Source organism: Micromonospora sp. DT44 (assembly GCF_049841635.1).
Lineage (GTDB): Bacteria > Actinomycetota > Actinomycetes > Mycobacteriales > Micromonosporaceae > Micromonospora.
Genome location: NZ_JBNCKS010000042.1, coordinates 1 through 19,063, shown reverse-complemented (window position 1 = coordinate 19,063; position 19,063 = coordinate 1). Strand labels below are relative to the sequence as shown.

Annotated in this window: 11 protein-coding genes; 6 read left to right on the top strand and 5 right to left on the bottom strand. The window is 72.8% G+C overall.

The window, feature by feature from the left end:
- Positions 1-180: 180 nt before the first annotated feature.
- Genes ACLQ25_RS23005 through purE form a run of 4 tightly spaced genes read left to right on the top strand, consistent with a single transcriptional unit; the run spans position 181 to position 6,465 of the window.
- Positions 181-2,661: a putative bifunctional diguanylate cyclase/phosphodiesterase gene (locus ACLQ25_RS23005; protein ID WP_425732909.1), complete on the top strand. Its 2,481-nt coding sequence runs from the start codon at positions 181-183 to the stop codon at positions 2,659-2,661.
- Positions 2,662-2,701: 40 nt separating this feature from the next.
- On the top strand, positions 2,702-4,738 hold the full coding sequence (locus ACLQ25_RS23000) for a thioredoxin domain-containing protein (RefSeq protein WP_425732868.1): 2,037 nt from the start codon (positions 2,702-2,704) through the stop codon (positions 4,736-4,738).
- Between the two features lie 28 nt (positions 4,739-4,766).
- Positions 4,767-5,942, top strand: coding sequence for a 5-(carboxyamino)imidazole ribonucleotide synthase (locus tag ACLQ25_RS22995; protein WP_425732867.1), 1,176 nt, complete (start codon positions 4,767-4,769; stop codon positions 5,940-5,942).
- 31 nt (positions 5,943-5,973) lie between these two features.
- On the top strand, positions 5,974-6,465 hold the full coding sequence (gene purE / locus ACLQ25_RS22990) for a 5-(carboxyamino)imidazole ribonucleotide mutase (protein WP_425732866.1): 492 nt from the start codon (positions 5,974-5,976) through the stop codon (positions 6,463-6,465).
- An 18-nt stretch (positions 6,466-6,483) separates the two neighbouring features.
- Here the strand turns inward: purE and ACLQ25_RS22985 are convergent, their stop codons facing one another.
- Both ACLQ25_RS22985 and ACLQ25_RS22980 read right to left on the bottom strand, forming a co-directional pair.
- Complete coding sequence (locus tag ACLQ25_RS22985) at positions 6,484-11,412, bottom strand: SCO7613 C-terminal domain-containing membrane protein (RefSeq protein ID WP_425732865.1); 4,929 nt, start codon at positions 11,410-11,412, stop codon at positions 6,484-6,486.
- A 153-nt stretch (positions 11,413-11,565) separates the two neighbouring features.
- Positions 11,566-12,993, bottom strand: a complete 1,428-nt coding sequence (locus tag ACLQ25_RS22980) for a UDP-glucose dehydrogenase family protein (protein WP_355048810.1) — start codon at positions 12,991-12,993, stop codon at positions 11,566-11,568.
- A gap of 250 nt (positions 12,994-13,243) precedes the next feature.
- Between ACLQ25_RS22980 and ACLQ25_RS22975 the strand changes: the two genes are divergently transcribed.
- Positions 13,244-14,413 (top strand): acyl-CoA dehydrogenase family protein, encoded by a 1,170-nt coding sequence (locus ACLQ25_RS22975; RefSeq protein ID WP_425732864.1) that lies wholly within the window; start codon positions 13,244-13,246, stop codon positions 14,411-14,413.
- 109 nt (positions 14,414-14,522) lie between these two features.
- On the opposite strand, the gene ACLQ25_RS22970 is transcribed toward ACLQ25_RS22975, so the two are convergent.
- The 3 genes from ACLQ25_RS22970 to ACLQ25_RS22960 are packed head-to-tail and all read right to left on the bottom strand — an operon-like array spanning position 14,523 to position 17,289.
- Positions 14,523-16,433: an EAL domain-containing protein gene (locus ACLQ25_RS22970; protein ID WP_425732863.1), complete on the bottom strand. Its 1,911-nt coding sequence runs from the start codon at positions 16,431-16,433 to the stop codon at positions 14,523-14,525.
- Positions 16,430-17,008, bottom strand: a complete 579-nt coding sequence (locus ACLQ25_RS22965) for an RNA polymerase sigma factor (protein ID WP_425732862.1) — start codon at positions 17,006-17,008, stop codon at positions 16,430-16,432. Before ACLQ25_RS22965 ends, ACLQ25_RS22970 begins: the two co-directional genes overlap by 4 nt.
- Positions 17,005-17,289: a hypothetical protein gene (locus ACLQ25_RS22960; RefSeq protein ID WP_425732861.1), complete on the bottom strand. Its 285-nt coding sequence runs from the start codon at positions 17,287-17,289 to the stop codon at positions 17,005-17,007. The genes ACLQ25_RS22965 and ACLQ25_RS22960 overlap by 4 nt, the downstream gene beginning before the upstream one ends.
- Before the next feature lie 411 nt (positions 17,290-17,700).
- On the opposite strand from ACLQ25_RS22960, the gene ACLQ25_RS22955 reads away from it, so the two are divergent.
- Positions 17,701-18,993: a multidrug effflux MFS transporter gene (locus tag ACLQ25_RS22955; protein WP_425732860.1), complete on the top strand. Its 1,293-nt coding sequence runs from the start codon at positions 17,701-17,703 to the stop codon at positions 18,991-18,993.
- Positions 18,994-19,063: the final 70 nt, after the last annotated feature.

The window sequence follows — 19,063 nt, the reverse complement described above, 5'->3', positions numbered from 1 at the left end:
CCCGGTTTGGCTTAGCCTTCCGCCGGGGGACCAAAAGTCCCCGAGACGTGCGCGGGAGGGGGCGCCGATGACCAGCACAGCACCGGCTGCCCGCCGTACCGTTGGTTGGTCGGCTGACGGGGGAGGTCGATGACCTCCGGTCCGGCCGGCGACCCGTTCGACCGGCTCGGGGTGCACGGCATGCCGGTCCGGCTGCGCGTGCTGACGGTCGCGGTGACGTTGACCGCGCTGGTCGCCGCCGTGGTCGGGTTGACGCTTCCGTCCGGGCTGCCGGCCGACGACCCGCTGGGTGGTCCGGCCCGCTTCGGCATCGCGGTCGGTGTCCTGGCCCTGGCCCAACTCGCCCGGCTCCGGTTCCGCGGTGCCGCCGGCATGGTCAGCATCACCTGGGGTGAAGCGGCCCTGATCGTCTGCCTCTATCTCGCTCCGGCCGGCTGGTTGCCGTCGGCCACGCTGCTCGGCGCCGGGCTGGCCTGGACGGGGTTGTCCCTGCACAGCGATCGCCGCCCGCCGCTGGAGATCGTCCGGATCGCCGCGTCGCTGGCCGCCGCGTCGGCGCTGGCCGTGTCCGTCACCACCGCGTTGGGGCACCCCCTGCTCACCCCTCCCACCCCGATGCTGGCGCTTGCCGTGATCGCCGGGTCGGTGACGTACCTGATGGTGACGGGTTGGCTCGGCGCGGTCAGCCTGAGCCTGCGGCACGGGCTGCCGATCGGGCCGCCGCTGCTGGCCGCGCTGCGCGGCAAGTTGCTGATGTTCGTCGGCAACGTGGCGGTCGGCCTGGTCGTGATCGCGCTGCTGGAGCTGGACCCGCGCTGGTTGCTGCTGCTCCCGCCGCTGCTCTGGCTGCTGCAGCAGACCTACCGTTACCGCCTGCGAGCGGACCAGGAACGTCGGACGTGGCGCGCCTTCGCCGAGGCCACCGCTGCCCTCAACCAGCTCGACGAGCGGGGCGTCGCCAGCGCGGCGGTGACGGGCGCGCTGGCGCTGTTCAGCGCCGAGTTGGTCGATGTCGAGGTGGCCCGGCCCGACGGCAGTTGGCGTCGCTACCGGGGGGACGCCGGGGGCCAGTTGCTCGACCGGGAGGTCGGCCCGCCCGACAAGTCGGAGCCCGACGAGTACGAGTTGGTCCGCCCCCTGTCCGTGGGCGCCGTGCCGGTCGGCCGGCTCCGGGTCCGGTTCCCCCGCTCCGCCCCGCCCACGACCCGTGAACGGGACGCGGTGGCCGCGTTCGGCGACGCGCTCGCCGCCGCACTGCACGACGCCGCCACCCACCGCGAGCTACGCCTGGTCACCGCCCGATCGTCGTACGAGGCGGTGCACGACGCGCTCACCGGGCTGGCGAACCGCACGGCCATGCTCGGCAAGGGCGACCAGTCGTTGCGGCAGCTCGCACACGACCACCCGGTGGCCCTGCTGCTGTTGGACATCAACCAGTTCAAAGAGGTCAACGACACCCTCGGGCACGCGGCCGGCGACCAGTTGCTGCGGCTGACGGCCAATCGGCTCAGCGCGTTGGCCCGCCCGGGTGACCTGCTCGGCCGGCTCGGCGGCGACGAGTTCGCCCTGCTGCTCACCTCGGTTCCCGTGCTGGGTGACCGGGCCGCGCCCATGGCACACGCGCTGCGTCAGGCTCGTGAGATCGCCGAGCGGCTGGCCGCGCCGACCGAGGTGGCCGGGGTGCGGATGTCCATCGAGGTTTCGGTGGGCGTGGTCGTGGCCGACGCCGGCACCGCCGACCTGACCGAGCTGCTGCGCCGCGCGGACATCGCCATGTACCAGGCGAAGGAGGGCGGTGGCAGCGTCGCCGCCTACGACAGCACCCGGGACGCGGCCAGCACCGACCAGCTCGCCCTGCTCGCCGAGCTGCGCGAGGCGCTGAAGGTCGACGACCAGTTGGTGTTGGCGTTGCAGCCGGCGGTCGACCTGGCGACCGGCGCGCCCACCGGCGTGGAGGCGCTGATCCGCTGGCAGCACCCCCGGCGCGGCTGGCTGGGCCCGGCCGACTTCATCCGCCCGGTGGAGAACAGCGAACAGCTCGGCACGTTCACCCGGTACGTGCTCGACAAGGCGCTCGGGGTGGCCGCCGGCTGGGCCCGCGAAGGGCTGGACGTCCCGATCTCGGTCAACCTGTCCGCGCGTAGCCTGCTCGACCCCCGCCTCCCGGCGGAGATCGGCGAGGCGCTGCGCCGCCACCAGGTCCCACCCCGCCGGCTGGTCCTGGAGATCACCGAAACGGTGGTGATGAGCGAGCTGGAGATCATCGACGAGGTGCTCGCCAACCTCCGGTCGATGGGCGTGCAGCTCGCGGTGGACGACTTCGGCACCGGCTTCTCCTCGTTGACGTTCCTGACCCGGATCGCGGTGGACGAGTTGAAGGTCGACCGCTCCTTCGTGATCCGGATGGCCGACTCGCCGGAGGCCGCGGCGATCGTCCGGACCACCGTCGGGCTCGCGCACGAGTTGGGGCTGCGGGTGGTCGCGGAGGGCGTGGAGACGGCCGAACAGCGGCTGGCCCTGGCCGAGCTGGGCTGCACGTCCGCGCAGGGCTACCACTTCTTCAAGCCCATGCCGGCCGACAAGATCGGTGCGGTGCTGGGCACGTTGCGCGACTCGGCCGAGTCGAACGTCTTCCGGCTGCGCGCCGACGGCGCCTCCTGACCGCCCGGCGCGTCCCGGCCCGGGTGGTTATGGTCGTCGGGTGAATCGACTCGCCGACGCGACCTCCCCGTACCTGCTCCAGCACGCCGACAACCCGGTGGACTGGTGGCCCTGGTGCGACGAGGCGTTCGCCGAGGCGAAACGACGCGACGTCCCGGTGCTCATCTCGGTGGGCTACGCGGCCTGCCACTGGTGCCACGTCATGGCGCACGAGTCGTTCGAGAACGAGCAGGTCGGCAAGCTGATGAACGACAACTTCGTGTCGATCAAGGTGGACCGCGAGGAGCGTCCCGACGTCGACGCCGTCTACATGACCGCCACCCAGGCGATGACCGGTCAGGGCGGCTGGCCGATGACGGTCTTCGCCACCCCGGACGGCACCCCGTTCTTCTGCGGCACCTACTTCCCGCGCGCCAACTTCACCCGCCTGCTCCAGTCGGTCACCACCGCCTGGCGGGACCAGCGGGACGAGGTGCTGCGCCAGGGCGCCGCCGTGGTCGAGGCGATCGGTGGCGCGCAGGCCGTGGGCGGCCCCACCGCGCCGCTGGACGGCCCACTGCTCGACGCCGCGGCCGGCAACCTGGCCGGTGAGTACGACGAGACGAACGGCGGGTTCGGGGGCGCCCCGAAGTTCCCACCGCACATGAACCTGCTCTTCCTGCTGCGCCACCACCAGCGCACCGGCGACCCGCGCAGCCTGGAGATCGTGCGGCACACCGCCGAGGCGATGGCCCGGGGTGGCATCTACGACCAGCTCGCCGGCGGTTTCGCCCGGTACTCGGTGGACGCGCACTGGACGGTGCCGCACTTCGAGAAGATGCTCTACGACAACGCGCTGCTGCTGCGCGTCTACACGCAGCTCTGGCGGCTGACCGGCGATCCATTGGCGCGGCGGGTCGCCCGGGACACCGCCCGATTCCTCGCCGACGAGCTGCACCGGCCGGGGGAGGGGTTCGCGTCCGCGCTGGACGCCGACACCGAGGGCGTGGAGGGGCTCACCTACGCCTGGACGCCCGCGCAGCTCGTCGAGGCACTCGGCGAGGACGACGGCCGCTTCGCCGCCGACCTGTTCGCCGTCACCGAAGAGGGCACCTTTGAACACGGCATGAGCGTGCTCAAGCTCGCGCGGGACGTCGACGACGCCGCGCCCGAGGTCCGTACCCGCTGGCAGGGTGTGGTCGGGCAACTGCTCGCGGCCCGCGACACCCGGCCCCAGCCGGCCCGCGACGACAAGGTGGTGGCCGCGTGGAACGGCCTGGCGATCACCGCGATCGTCGAGTTCCTCCAGGTCGCCGCGCTGGCCCTGGAGACGCGGGACGCGGGCGCCAACCTGTTGGAGGGCGTCACCATCGTCGCCGACGGCGCGATGCGGGACGCCGCCGAGCACCTGGCCAGCGTGCACGTCGTCGACGGCCGGCTGCGCCGGGTTTCCCGCGACGGCAAGGTCGGCGATCCGGCCGGTGTGCTGGAGGACTACGGCTGCGTGGCCGAGGCGTTCTGCGCCCTGCACCAGCTCACCGGCGAGGGGCGCTGGCTGAGCCTGGCCGGTCAGCTGCTGGACACCGCCCTGGAGCACTTCGCCGCGCCCGAAGGCGCCTACTACGACACGGCCGACGACGCGGAGCGGTTGGTCGCCCGGCCGGCCGATCCGACCGACAACGCCACCCCGTCGGGGCGGTCCGCGCTGGTCGCCGGGCTGGTGGCGTACTCCGCGCTGACCGGGGAGACCCGCTACCGCGAGGCCGCCGAGGCCGCGCTCGCCACCGTGGCGCCGATCGTCGGGCGGCACGCCCGCTTCACCGGGTACGCGGCCACGGTCGGCGAGGCGCTGCTGTCCGGGCCGTACGAGATCGCGGTGGTGACCGACGACCCGGCCGGCGATCCGCTGGTGGCCGCCGCCCACCGCTACGCCCCGCCCGGAGCGGTGGTGGTCGCCGGCCTCCCGGACCAGCCCGGAGTGCCGTTGCTCGCCGACCGGCCGTTGGTCGACGGGCGGTCCGCCGCGTACGTCTGCCGGGGTTTCGTCTGCCAGCGGCCGGTCACCTCCGTCGACGAGCTGGTCGCCGAGCTGGGCTGAGTCGGGCACCCGGTAGGCTGGCCGCGCTATGGATTCCCGTACCGGTCTGCCTGTTGTCGGCATGGTGGGTGGCGGCCAGTTGGCCCGGATGACCCACCAGGCTGCGATCGCCCTCGGCCAGTCACTGCGTGTGCTCGCGAGCTCCCCCGACGACGGCGCGGCGCTGGTCGCCGCCGACGTCCAGTACGGGGACCACACCGACCTGGCCGCCCTGCGCACCTTCGCCAAGGGCTGTGACGTGGTCACCTTCGACCACGAGCACGTGCCCAACGAGCACATCCGCACGCTGGCGGCCGAAGGGGTGACCCTGTACCCGCCGGCGGACGCGCTGCTGCACGCCCAGGACAAGCAGGTCATGCGGGAACGCCTCACCGAGCTGGGCGCGCCCAACCCGGTCTGGCGGCCGGTCGGCGACACCGCTGAGCTGGTCGAGTTCGGCGAGCAGGTCGGCTGGCCGGTGGTGCTCAAGGCGGCCAAGGGCGGCTACGACGGTCGCGGCGTGTGGATGGTGGACGACGCCACCCAGGCCGCCGAGCTGGCCGCGACGCTGCTCGCGGGTGGCACCCGGCTGATCGTCGAGGAGCGGGTGCCGCTGCGCCGCGAACTCGCCGTGCAGGTGGCCCGCTCGCCGTTCGGCCAGGTGGCCGCGTACCCGGTGGTCGAGACGGTCCAGCGGGACGGCATCAACGTCGAGGTGCTGGCCCCGGCGCCCGGTCTCGACGAGGAGCTGGCGGTCTCCGCCCAGCAGCTCGCCATCGACCTGGCCACCGCGCTCGGTGTGGTCGGGCTGCTCGCCGTGGAGCTCTTCGAGGTGCGCGACGACGCCGGTCGACCCGCGATCGTGGTCAACGAGCTGGCGATGCGTCCGCACAACTCGGGGCACTGGACCATTGAAGGTGTCCGGACCTCGCAGTTCGAGCAGCACGTGCGAGCGGTGCTGGACTACCCGATGGGCGACACCGCGCTGACCGCGCCGGTCGTCGTGTCGGCGAACGTCCTCGGCGGCGAACCGGACGGGATGTCGATCGACGAGCGGCTGCACCACCTCTTCGCCGCCGAGCCGGGGGCCAAGGTGCACCTCTACGGCAAGCAGGTACGCCCCGGACGCAAGATCGGGCACGTCACCGTGCTCGGTGACGACCTGGAAGACGTACGGGCGCGGGCGGCGCGGGCCGTGCGCTGGCTCCAGGTAGGGCACGAGTGACCCGGGTGGTCGCGAACCAAGGAGGACTCCGGTGACCACGGTCGGGCTGATCATGGGCAGCGACTCGGACTGGCCGACCATGCGGGCCGCCGCCGAGGTGCTCGACGACTTCGAGGTGTCGTACGAGGTGCGGGTCATCTCGGCACACCGGACCCCGGTCGCGATGATCGATTACGGCCGCGACGCGGTCGACCGAGGGCTGAAGGTGATCATCGCTGGTGCCGGCGGCGCCGCAGCGCTGCCGGGCATGGTCGCCTCGGTGACCCCGTTGCCGGTGATCGGCGTGCCGGTGCCGCTGAAGCACCTCGACGGTATGGACTCGCTGCTGTCCATCGTGCAGATGCCGGCGGGGATTCCGGTGGCCACCGTGTCGATCGGTAACGCCCGCAACGCCGGCCTGTTGGCCGTCCGGATCCTCGGCGCGTCCGACGAGACGCTGCGGACCCGGATGGCCACCTACCAGCAGGACCTGGAGAACCTCATCAAGTCCAAGGACGCGGCCCTCCAAGCCACCCTGCCCTAACCGCCGTGACCCTCCGATTCACCTCATGCCGCGTAGCGCGGTCTGGAGGCGTTCCTGGGCGCGACGACGGCGTTCGTTGCTGGCCCCGAGGACGAGCAGCAGGATGCCCACGGGGATCAGCACCAGCCACGGGCCGAGGCTGAACAGCGCGTGGATCGCGGCGATCGCGGTGACCGAAGCGCCGACGATCACCGGTGATTGCTGCCGGCTGGACGAGCCGAAGATCAGCACCGCCACCGCACCCAGCAGCAGCAGCATCTGCCGCAGCGTGCTGGACTCGGTGGCGAGCACGATCGCCAGGGTCGGCAGGAACGCGGCGACCAGCGCCGGCCCGTACGCCACCCAGCTGCTCAGGTCCGGCCGGTGGCGTAGTTCCAGCACGCCGACCAGCAGGGCCAGCGCGGCGAACGGCAGCGTGTACGCCTCGGGCAGCGCCACGTCGGCGACGCGCATCAGGATCCACCAGGCGGTGATCTCGCAGAACACCACCGCCCAGAAGAGGATCCGGCGCTCCACGGGCCGCCGGCCGGGCCGGGTCGCCGCCACCCCGAGGACGGCGCCCCAGGCGGCCAGCAGGGCGGCGATGTGCCGTGGAGAGTCGAAGGCGAGTGCCAGCGCGATCAGAGCCGCGGCGTACCCGGTCCACTGCACGGTGGACGCCTCGCGCTGCGCCTCGGGACGGCGAAGTTGGGGCAGGGTCGCCGCGAGCACCTGGAGGACCGCGCCGACGGCGAGCACCCCGAACGCGGACCAGACCGGGGCCAGCCCGGCGATCAGGCCGGCGGTGAGCACGAAGAGCTGGGCCATGACCGAGGCGAACAGCCAGCCGAGGATCCGGGCGCGCTGGGTGGTGCCGAACAGGGCCGCCACCGCGCCCACGCCCACCGCGCCGCCGAGGGTGAACAGGGTCAGTTGCCGGTCGGCAAGGCTGCCGGCCAGGCCGGCGCCACCGGCGGCCAGACCGATGACGAACACGAGCACCCGGGCCAGCCGCAACGAACGGGCCGGCTCGACGAGCGGCGGTGGCGGGGTGAGGGCGAGACCGAGCATGGAGATGGTGAACACGGACAGCGCGGCGAGGGTGCTCGCCGGCCACCTGCTGCCCAGCGCGATGGGCGCGATCAGCAGCGTGACGGCCGCGCCGGGGAGCACCACCGGTACGGCACGGGACCGTCGTCCGCCGCTGAAACCGGTGGCGGCCAGGGCCGCCGTCGCCGTGAGCAGCAGCGCGGTGAGCACGTGGGTCGGATTGACCAGGTCCGGCGGTGGGGTGAGCAGTTCCGGCGGCGGACCCTGCCAGATCCGGTTCAACGTGCGCTGCGGCTCGACCAGGGCGAAGACCAGCGCGGGCGCGATCGAGACGAGGGCCAGGGCGGTCGGCAGGGCGGCGGCCGCGAGCGCGCCGGCGGAGGGGCTGACCCGCCACCGCCGCCGATCCGGGTCGTCCGGTAGCCGGCGCAGCGCGCCGTCGAGCAGCACCGCCCAGCGGCGGACCGGCTGGGCGGCGGCGGTGGGCGGTACGGTCGCCGCGCGGATCAGTTCGGCGAGGACACCGAGCAGTGCGGCCGCGGCCGCGTAGACCCCGACGGGCAGGCCGGTCGGGATGGCGGCGAGGGCGCTGATGCTCGCCCCGCCGACCACGGCCACGCTGACCCAGGGCAGGTACTGCGGCACGTGCCGGCGTACGGCGGCCACCCCGGCCAGACCGAGGCTCGACGCGGCCAGCGCGGCGGTCAGCACCACCTGCGCCGAGTGCTGGAACTCGACGGCCAGCGCCGCCACCGCGCCGGGCAACGCCAGCAGCGCGGCACCGGCCGCCGCGCCGCCGATCTGCGCCAGGTGCGGCGGCATGCCCTCGGTCTCCAGGTCGGTCACCTGGGGCCGGGCGAGGACGCGTGCCAGCGTGGCGACCAGGACACCGATCAGCGCGATGCTGCCCAGCGCCAGCGCGGTGGTCCACGGGCGGACCAGGCCGGCGCCGGCCCCGTGCAGCGCGACCACCCCGGCCACGGTGGCCCGGGACAGCCCGGCCCGGGCCTCCTCGGTGGCCACCGCCGCCATCCCGAAGACGGTGGCGACCATGGCCCCGACCAGCACCGGCGACCACCAGGGCAGGTCGAATGCGGCCGGCGCGCCGATGGTGGCGAGCACCACGGCCACGCCGGACGCGTCCCAGCGCCAGGGCGGTGGCAGCAGGACGCCGGCGGCGACGGCCAGCAGCAGCAGCGCGATCGGCGCCTGCCAGGTCGAGCCGCCGGTCGGCGCCGCCGGCCAGTTGCTCAGATCCCCGTCCCAGATCGGCCCGGGCGTGGCCAGCACGCCCAACCCGCCGCGCAGCGCCGTCCAACCGGCGAGCACCCCGATGAGTACGCCGCCGACGGCGATGCCGAGGATCGGGCCGCGTCGCCGCTCCTCGGGCATGGCGCGGGCGGCCACGGCGACGACCAGGACCAGGCCGGCGGCCACCGCCAACTGCCCGCCCGGCGCGAGAACCGCGGCGATCCGCACCATCGTGGCGATCAGTGCGGTGGTCACCGCCGCGGCGGCCAGGTCCGAGCCGTCCAGGGTGAGGTCGGAGCGGCGGCCGGCGTCGATCGAGGGGGCCAAGAAGAGCAGCACCGCGGCGATCAGCAGGAGCGCCCCGACCCACGCGTCGGCGACGGTGGCGCCGGGCGCGCCGAAGGCGGCGGCGGTGACGACGAGCGCGCCCATCCCGGTGCCGACCGACAGAGGCACCGGGATGCGCCGCTGGGAGACCTGCACCATCGCCGCGTACCCGAGGGTCACACAGACGGCCAGGAAGCTCGCCGCGAGCACCGGGACGGTCGCCTCGCGCAGGCTGGCCGGGGTGGGGGTCTCGTCGACGGGGACGGTGGCGGCCACGAACGCGGCCACCGCGCCGGGCAGCGCGAAGGCCGCGCCTCCGGCGGCCCAGTCGGTGACCGTCTCGGCGGCGGCCGAGGCGATCCGGACGCGGGGCGCCAGCGCGACCAGCGCGCCGGCCGCGAAGAGGGCGAGCAGGACCGCGGCCGTGAGCGCGGGCCGGGACAGGCCGGCGCCCGCGCCGAACAGGCCCACCACGGCGGCGCCGACTCCGTGGGCCAGGGCGGCCCGGGGGGTACGCGCGGAGAGGCCGATGACTCCGATACCGATCGCGGTGACCACCATCGGCCAGGGGGCGGCCGCCCAACCGAGGCCGAACGACGCCGGCACGGCGAGCGCCGTCAGCGCGGCTCCGGCGACCGCGAACTCGCGGCGGATCTCCGGTGGCAGGGCCAGCATCGCGGCGATGGTGAGCAGAAACGCGGCGGCGGCGAGCTGCCACGTGGTCGGGCCGACGGCGGCGGCCAGCTCGGCGGCGTGCCGGTCCAGGTCGGCGTCCCAGGCGGGCAGTGCCGCCCGGACGGGGGCGACGCCGGCCCGCAGGGCTCCTCCGGCGACCACCAGCCCGCTGACGGTGAGCGCTACCGCCGAGGCGATCTGTGGGCCGCGGCGGGCGGCCTCGGGGATCGCGCGTACCGCGAGGCCGGTCGCCGTGATCACCGCCGCGATCAGCAGCAACGCCTGGCCGGGCAGGGCTACGGAGGCGACCCGGCCGAACGCGCCGATCACGGCCAGGGTGACGATGCCGGCCGCCACGTCGGGCAGCGGTGGGCGGCGCAGCACCAGCGCGCCGGCCAGCCCGACGGCGGCGGCCAGCAGCAGCACCAGCCCGGCGCCGGTCGCCGTCGGCACGGCCTGTGCCCGCAGCAGCGCGGTGACCGCGTACGCCAGGGCGACAGTGACGGCCACCGCGTGCAGCGACCAGGTCAGCTCGCGCAGTCCGGGCACCGGGCGGACGGATGGAGTGTCGTCGGCGCCCGCGCCAACGTCGACCACCTCGCCGGCCTCCTCCGGGGCGCCCTCCGGTCGGGCCTCGGCGTCGCGTTGCCGGGGCGTCGCCGACGGCGGGGCCGGCTGCGGCGGGTCCTGCCCGACGGCGCGCTCCACCACGATCGGCGAGCGGGCCAACCAGAGGTCGAGCAGGGCCACCAGGGTCAGCACCAGCGCCCAGCCACCCGGCCCGGTGATCCGGTCGTACGCGAGCAGCGGCAGGACCGGCTGCGCGGCGACCACGGTCGCGAAGCGGGGTGCGCGCAGACCTGTCCAGGCCGCGTAGCCGACGGACACGGCGGCGGTGGCCGCGAAGATCAACCCGGCGAAGACGGCGCCCGAGGTGCCGCTGCCGATCCGGTCCACCGCCCAGAGCGCGTAGCCGGCCAGCGGCACGAGCAGCAGACCCACCGCCGAGATCGTCTCTGCGGTGGAGGTGAGCCCGCGTCGCGCCAGCGCCGGCGGGGCGAGCAGCATCAGCGCGGTGGCGAGCAGCAGGACGCCGAGGCGGGCCAGCGCGTCCATCGAGCTGGTCGCCACCGCGGCGAAGACCACCGCGGCCACGGCGAGCAGCAGCGCGCCCAGCCCGAGCGGGATGTTCTGCACCTCCCGGCTGGACGCCTCCGGCGGGTGTTCGGGATCGTCGGCGTCCAGCCAGGACGGCCGGGGCGGGGGCGGCGGCGGATCCTCCGGGACGGGCGGCGTGCCCTGGCGCGGAACCCGGGGCGGCGGTGCGCCGGTGCCGGTGCCGGTGCCGGTGCCGGGGCTGGGGCTGGCCGTCGGCGGACGGCGGCCGGGCCGGCGGCGCAACACCCGGCGGGGCCGGGTGGCCTGCTTGATCCGTTCCTCACCGGCGTGGGCGAGGATGTCCCGCTGGAAGAGCGCGGCCTGCATCTTGGCGGCGATCTGCCGCTGCTCGCTGGCGATTGCGGCGTCGCGCCTCTTCATCTCCGCGATCGAGCGCTCGATGTCCGCCAGATGCTCGACCCACTGCGGCTGGTCGGCCCCGCAATGGGGGCAGTGCACGGCCGGCTTGATCTCCCGGCCGCACGAGGAGCATTGAAAGGTCGCCACGACACCCCTCCACCCGCCGCACTGTGGACTCCCACTGTCGCAGCATGCCCAAAGCTGGCGCGGATTTCGACACTTGTCGGCGGGTCCGGGGCAAACAACATCACCGGCCGGCCGCGTGGAGCGCTTTGCGGCCGGCCGGTGAGTGGTGGATCGTCAGGGACGGCCCATGCCCCGGTACTCCCAGCCGGCCTGGGTCCACAGTGCCGAGTCGAGGCAGTTGCGCCCGTCGACGACCTTGCGGCCGCGGACCAGCTCGCCCAGGGCGACCGGGTCGGCGTTGCGGAAGTCCGCCCACTCGGTGAGGACACAGACCAGGTCGGCGTCGGCGACCGCCTCGTTGATCCCGGGCTCGTAGGTCAGCTCGGGCACCGCGCGGCGGGCGTTCTCGGTGCCCTGCGGGTCGTACACGTGGACGTCGGCCCCGGCCTTCTGCAGCAGCGCGGCGACGGCGAGCGCCGGGGCGTCGCGGACGTCGTCGGTGTTGGGCTTGAAGGTCGCGCCCAGCACGGCGATCCGGGTGCCGGAGAAGTCCGGACCGGCCGGCCCGGAGCGGCGGCCGAGCAGGTCCGCCGCGAGCTGGAGCACGCGGGTCCGGCGACGCAGGTTGATCAGATCGACCTCGTGCAGGAAGCGCAGCGCCTCGCCCGCGCCCAGCTCCTGTGCGCGGGCCTGGAAGGCGCGGATGTCCTTAGGCAGGCAGGCGCCACCGAAGCCGAGGCCGGCCTGGAGGAAACGGTTGCCGATGCGGGGGTCGTAGCCGATGGCCCGGGCCAACTGGGTGACGTCGCCGCCGCTGGCCTCGCAGACCTCGGCCATGGCGTTGATGAACGAGATCTTGGTGGCCAGGAAGGCGTTCGCCGCGACCTTGACCAGCTCGGCCGTGGCGAAGTCGGTGACCACCAGGGGCACCTCGCGGTCCTCGGTGGCGGCCAGGTCGAAGACGCCCTTGTGCGCGGCGTAGAGCATGCCGTTGGCCCACTCGCTCTTGACGCCGACCACGATCCGGTTGGGTCGCAGCACGTCGTCGACGGCGAAGCCCTCCTGGAGGAACTCGGGGCTCCACGCCACCTCGACGCCCAGGTCGTCCGGGGTGTGCTTGCCGACGAGCTGCTCGACCCACTCGGCGGTGCCCACCGGCACGGTCGACTTGCCCACGATGAGCGCCTTGCGGGTCAGGTGCTGGGCGAGGCCGGTCACCGACGCCTCGACGTACGACAGGTCGGCGCCCATTCCGTCGGCCCGCTGCGGGGTGCCGACGCAGATGAAGTGCACGTCACCGAAGTCGGCGGTCTCGGCGATGTCGGTCGAGAACCGCAGCCGGCCAGCGGCGAGGTTGCGCTTGAGCAGCTCGTCCAGGCCGGGCTCGTGGATCGGCACCTCGCCGGCGTTCAGCATCGCGATCTTGTCCGCGTCGACGTCGAAGCCGAGCACCTCGTAGCCCAGCTCGGCGTAGCAGATGGCGTACGTCGCACCGAGGTAACCGGTCCCCAGGAACGTCACCCGCGGCCGAGACGCGCCCGAGGGCGGCGTCACCGCGGCGATGGCGGGGGTCGGCTGGATGGTGGGGTAGGGGATCGTCACGCCTGTCTTCTCCGCTCGCACTGGCGGCGCGTCGTCGCGTCGCATTCTGCTGCGGCGCCTGGGCGGGCACCGGAGGGGTGGCTCACTGTCTGCCTTCCATCATCGCCCAGCGGCGCGGGTGCTCCGTCATGCCCATACCTACGCGCCGGTAACATCACCTGAACTGCAGTCGCTATCCTTCAGTCTGCGCGGTCGGCGGTCCGGGGAGGCCACAGACTGCGCATGATAGCGGTGAAGGGGAGGGGCCGACATGGCCGCAGGGGAGTCGTTCGACGTCTACCGGTTGCCGGAGGAGCACGAGGCGATCCGGGAGGCGGTCCGGGAGGTCTGCGCCGCCAAGGTGGCGCCGCATGCCGCCGAGGCCGACGAGACCGGGGAGTTCCCGAAGGCGTCCTACGACGCGCTGCGGGCCGCCGACTTCCACGCCCCGCACATCCCCGAGGAGTACGGCGGCGCGGGCGCGGACGCCCTGGCCACCGCCATCGTGATCGAGGAGGTGGCGCGCGCCTGCGCGTCCTCCTCACTGATCCCGGCGGTGAACAAGCTCGGCACGATGCCGCTGCTGCTGGCCGGCTCCGACGACATCAAGCGCCGCTACCTGACACCGGTCGCGGCGGGCGATGCCATCTTCTCGTACTGCCTCTCCGAGCCGGAGGCCGGCAGCGACGCGGCGTCGATGACCACCCGCGCGGTGCGTGACGGGGATCACTGGGTGCTCAACGGCGTGAAGCGGTGGATCACCAACGCCGGCGTGTCCGAGTTCTACACCGTCTTCGCCGTCACCGACCCCGCCGCCCGCTCCCGGGGCATTTCGGCGTTCGTGGTCGAGAAGTCCGACCCGGGCGTGAGCTTCGGCGCGCCGGAGAAGAAGCTCGGCATCAAGGGCTCGCCGACCCGCGAGGTCTACCTCGACAACGTGCGGATCCCTGCCGACCGGATGATCGGCGCGGAGGGCACCGGCTTCGCCACCGCCATGAAGACCCTGGACCACACCCGGGTCACCATCGCCGCGCAGGCCGTCGGGATCGCGCAGGGCGCGCTCGACTACGCCAAGGGGTACGTCGCCGAGCGCCGGCAGTTCGGCAAGGCGGTCGCCGAGTTCCAGGGCATCCAGTTCATGCTCGCCGACATGGGCATGAAGCTGGAGGCGGCCCGGCAGCTCACGTACGCCGCCGCCGGCAGGTCCGAGCGGGGCGACGCCGACCTGACCTACTTCGGCGCGGCGGCGAAGTGCTTCGCCTCCGACGCCGCCATGGAGATCACCACCGACGCGGTGCAGTTGCTCGGCGGCTACGGCTACACGCGCGACTACCCGGTCGAGCGGATGATGCGGGACGCCAAGATCACCCAGATCTACGAGGGCACCAACCAGGTGCAGCGGATCGTCATGGCCCGGCAGCTCCTCGCCGACGTCGTCTAGGACCTGCCTCGACGTCCCGGGCCGGCCCGTCCACGCCCCGGCCGCCGCGCCCCGACGCGGCGGTCGGTGGCGCTGCCGATCCGCCCACGACGGTCGCCGGTGCGGTCGGTCATCCGATCGCCGTTCGTAACGCGGCGCCCAGCCCGGCCGTCTCGATCTCGGCGGAGTCCAGCAGGGCCCGGTGCGGGTTGCCGACCGGGGTCGGCTTGCCGACGGCGTAGCCCTGGGCGAAGTCCACCCCGTAGTCGCGTAGCAGGCGCAGGGTGGCCTCGCTCTGGACGAACTCGGCGGCGGTCCGGATCCCCAACCCCCGGCACATGGCGACGAAGGACTGGACGATCACCTGGTCGGGACGGGACTCCTCGATCCTGCTGATGAAGTCGCCGTCGATCTTCACCAGGTCGATCGGGAAGTACTTCAGGTGTGTGAACGTGCCGTATCCGGAGCCGAAGTCGTCCAGGGCCAGCCGACAGCCGATGTCCCGGATCCCGCAGGCGAAGTCGATCGCCTGCGTCAGGTTGCCGATCAACGCCGTCTCGGTGATCTCGAAGGTGACCTGGGAGGGGTCGATGGCGTGCCGCTGCATGACCTCGTGGACATGCTCCAACAGGTGCGGATCGCCGAGCGACCGGCCCGAGACGTTCACCTGGTAGTGCGAGGTCCGTGGTCCGTGGGCGATCAGCTCCATGGTGTGGTCGATGACCCAGCGGTCTATCGGCCAGATCTCGTCGACCCGTTCGGCGACGTCCAGGAACGCCGACGGCGGTACCGGCTGGCCCGTGCCGTCGAGGACGCGGAGCAGGATCTCCTGACGGGTGATCTGGTTGAGGCTGAGGTCGAGAATCGGCTGGGCGTAGAGCGTGAAACTGTTGCCGGCGACCGCCGCCCGGATTCGGCTCCGGCAGGTCTCCTGCCGGTCCTCCGGACGGGCCGGCTGTCGCAGCACGGTCAGGGGCACCTGCTCCCGCTTGGCCTGCCGCCAGGCGCTCTCCGCGTCCACCAGCAGGTCGAAGCCGCTGCTGTCGTCGCCGTCCTGGTACCGGACGAGACCGCCCCAGGCGTCGAGGCGTACCCGTTCCCGGTCCTGGCCGACGACGAACGCGTGACTGCGCAGGCTGTCGATGATGCTCTCCGCGATGGTCGTGGCCGACCTCATCGTGGTGTTCTGTAGCAGCACGCCGAACTCGCCCGGGCCGACGAGCCCGCACACGGCGGTCCGGCGGGCGACGTTCTTCACCACACCGGCTATCGCGGCGGCGAGCCGATCCTGGGTCGCGTGGTCGTGCCCGGAGGTCGGTAGGTTCAGTGGCTCGGCGGCCACCACGAGCAGGGCGCCCGACCCGCCGCGTTGGGTCCGGTCGACCTCGTCGGCGAAGCGCGGGCGGGTCAACAGGCCGGTGGCCGGGTCGCGGCTGATCAGTTCGGTGCGTGCGGTCTCGCACCGGCGGGCGAGCCGGTCCCGCTCCTGGCGGGCCAGCTCCAGGTCGGTGACGTCCTGACCGGTACCGATGATGCCGTGCGGCCGGTCGAACCGGTCGATCAGGACCTCGATGTAGCAGTGCACGTACCTGGTCGCCCCGTCCGGTCGGACCACCCGGTACGTCGTCTCCCTGACCGTCTGCTCCCGCCACGCCAGGTGGATGGTCCGACGAACGGCGTGCGCGTCCTCGGGATGGACCAGCTCGAAGAGCAGATCGGCGGAGGGTCGGATCGTGCCGGGGGCACAGCCGAGGATCAGCGACATCTCGTCGGACCAGGAGATCTCTCCGGTGGCGGAGATCCAGGTGATGGTGCCCAACTTCGCCAGCTGGGCCGCGCGGGCGATCCGGGCGGCTTCGTCGGCGTCGGCGTCGGCGTTCAGCGGGTCGTGCGGGTCGACGTCGACGACGAGATCACGCCCGGCCGTCACCGCGTGGGCGTAGGCCTGCTGGATCTGCCGGCTGGCGCGTCGGGCGCGCGCGCGTTCGAGGGGGGTGGGAGCACGTTCGGCCGCGAGTGCCAGGACGTCGTCGAGGTTCACGATGGCCTCCCCGTGGGCTTGTTGAAACCGGCCTGTTCCGCGAGGCGCTGCAGATGCTGACGCGCCTGCTGCTTGTAGGCGCGAACGGTGGTGTGGGCGAGACCCAGCATCTTGGCGATGTCGAGGTCCCGCCAGCCGTCGAAGAAGAGGACGAACACCTCCGCCTGCCGGGGCGGCAGTTGCTGCAGCCATGCGACGAGCAGCTCGTCCGCCTCCCGAGGGTCGGTCGGCTGGGTGAGGAACTCGGGGGGTACCTCGTCCAGGTTTGTCGTGGTCGTGCTGGTCCGGGTTCGGCGGCTCTGCTGCCCCTGGAGCTTGTGCCGTGCCGTCTTGAGCACCCAGGCCAGGGGCTTCTCGAAGTTGCGGATCTGCGCCCACTTGGCCCTAGTGGTGATGAATGTCTCCTGGACCGCCTCGTCGACGAGGTCCCGATTGGCGCAGCGGGCGCGCAGGAAGCGCTCGACCCGCAGGAAGTTGTCGTCGCAGAAGGCCGTGAAGGACGCCTCCAGCTCGGCCGGGGTGGGTTCGGGCGAGCGGGTCGCGGCGCGGGCCGCGGCAGAACTGTTCCGGTTCACGCCGCCTCCTTGTCGCTGGTCTGTCGAGGTCCACGCAGCTCCACGACGCGGTGCCCGTCGCGGTCCCGCTCGTCGACCGTGATGTTCTCGTGGCGACCGCTGACCAGGGTGATCAAGCCCGCCGTCCGGGCCGCTGTCCGTGCGGACAGTTCCCGCTCCGCGTGGAGCCGGGTGCGGTGCCGGAGGTAGGCGCGGACCAGCCCGATCACCGCCCCGGTCACCAGTCCCAGAACCACTGCGGCCGAGCTGTCGGGAACAAGCCCTCGCAATTGATCGATCATCCTCGCCTCACGCATCCGTAGTGGCCATTCCGCATATAACTCTCTGTGGAAGGGCGGAATGTAGATGGGCGCGCTCGTGGAATCTGTGAACATGATCGACTGACGGCTCTGAGCTTTATCTATTCCACTGTTCGGCCACAATAGACGGTTCGTTCGGGTGGACGGCGACGGAAACACGAATATCGCGCTCCGTAGTCGGACTGCGGCTGATGGTGCTCGACCAGAAATGGGATTTGCATTGAGCGAAAATCGCGACCCCGTTGGACCCGATGCCCTCCCCGACCCGCGGCGACTCCGCCCGGTGGGAATCGTGCCCGGCCCCGATGGCGTTGCAGGGCGAGAGGATCACTCACGCCCGTGCCGTCCGGTCACCATCGTCGACGGCACGTCCGCCCGCGCACCGAGATCGAGATGATGACGCAGCTGTCGGAGAAGATCGGCCACGACGCCTCGCCGGGGCCGGACGCGCTGCCCGGCGACCTGATGACCAACCGTCAACGCGCGCAACTCGTGCTCGTGCTCGGTGCGTTGATCGCCATCGGCCCCCTGACCATCGATATGTACCTGCCGGCGCTGCCGGCCATCACGACCGGCCTGCAGACCACCGAGACCGCCGTGCAGTTGACGCTGACCGGCACGTTGGTCGGTCTCGCGCTGGGCCAGTTGCTGATCGGGCCGGTCTCCGACGTGGTCGGCCGACGCCGGCCGCTGCTCGCCGGCCTCGCCGCACACATCGTGGCGTCCGTACTGTGCGTCGTCGCACCCAACATCGCGGTGCTCGGCGCACTACGCGTCCTGCAGGGCCTCGGCGTCGCCGCCGCCACCGTGGTCGCCACGGCCGTCGTCCGCGACCTGTTCAGCGGCGCGTCGTTCGCGCGGATCTTCTCCCGGTTGATGCTGGTCATGGGTCTCGCCCCGGTCCTCGCGCCGACGCTGGGCAGCGGGCTGCTGCGCTGGACCGAATGGCGCGGCGTGTTCGCGGCGTTGGCCGTACTGGGCGCGTTGCTGATCGTCGTCGCGGCCATGAAGCTGCCGGAGACCCTCGACGTGTCGCGCCGCCGACGCGGTGGTGTCGCGGCGACCCTGCGGGACTACCGAGGACTGGTGAGCGATCGGGCCTTCGTCGGTCTGGTGCTGGTCGCCGGGCTGGCCATGGCGTCGCTGTTCGCGTACGTCTCCGGTTCGTCCTTCGTCCTGCAGCGGGAGTACGGCCTCGACGAGCAGCAGTTCGGCCTGGCCTTCGGCGCCGGCGCGGTGGGCCTGATCGGGGCCACCCAGTTCAACGTCCGGCTGCTGCGGCGCTACACGCCACAGCAGATCCTCGTCCTGGCCCTGATCGCGGGGACGGTGGCCGGCCTGCTGCTGGTGCTGTTCGCCGCCACCGGCATCGGGGGCCTGGGCACCCTGCTCGCGTCGCTGTGGCTGGTGCTGGCCGCGGCCGGTCTGGCCCTGCCGAACGCGCCCGCGCTGGCCATGAGCCGGCACAGCGAGGCGGCGGGCACGGCAGCGGCACTGCTCGGCGCCGTCCAGTTCGGCGTCGGCGCGCTGTCCGCGCCCCTTGCCGGCCTGTTCGGGACGGGGAGCGTACCGATGGCGATCGTCATCGCGGGCGGCATGGCCGCGGCGCTGGCGGTCATGGTCCTGGTCGTGCCCCGCGCCACCCTCGGCGCGGTCGACCCGGACCTGGCCGTCTCCGTGCACTAGATGATCGATTCCAAGGGGTCAGTGGTCGTAGGCGGTCAGGGATCGCATGACCGGTTGGCCGGTGTGCCAG

Coding starts and splice junctions, on each gene's coding strand:
- ACLQ25_RS23005 (WP_425732909.1), top strand. CDS start 181: ATGCCGGTCCGGCTGCGCGTGCTGACGGTCGCGGTGACGTTGACCGCG.
- ACLQ25_RS22955 (WP_425732860.1), top strand. CDS start 17,701: ATGATGACGCAGCTGTCGGAGAAGATCGGCCACGACGCCTCGCCGGGG.
- ACLQ25_RS22975 (WP_425732864.1), top strand. CDS start 13,244: ATGGCCGCAGGGGAGTCGTTCGACGTCTACCGGTTGCCGGAGGAGCAC.
- ACLQ25_RS22960 (WP_425732861.1), bottom strand. CDS start 17,289: ATGATCGATCAATTGCGAGGGCTTGTTCCCGACAGCTCGGCCGCAGTG.
- ACLQ25_RS22995 (WP_425732867.1), top strand. CDS start 4,767: ATGGATTCCCGTACCGGTCTGCCTGTTGTCGGCATGGTGGGTGGCGGC.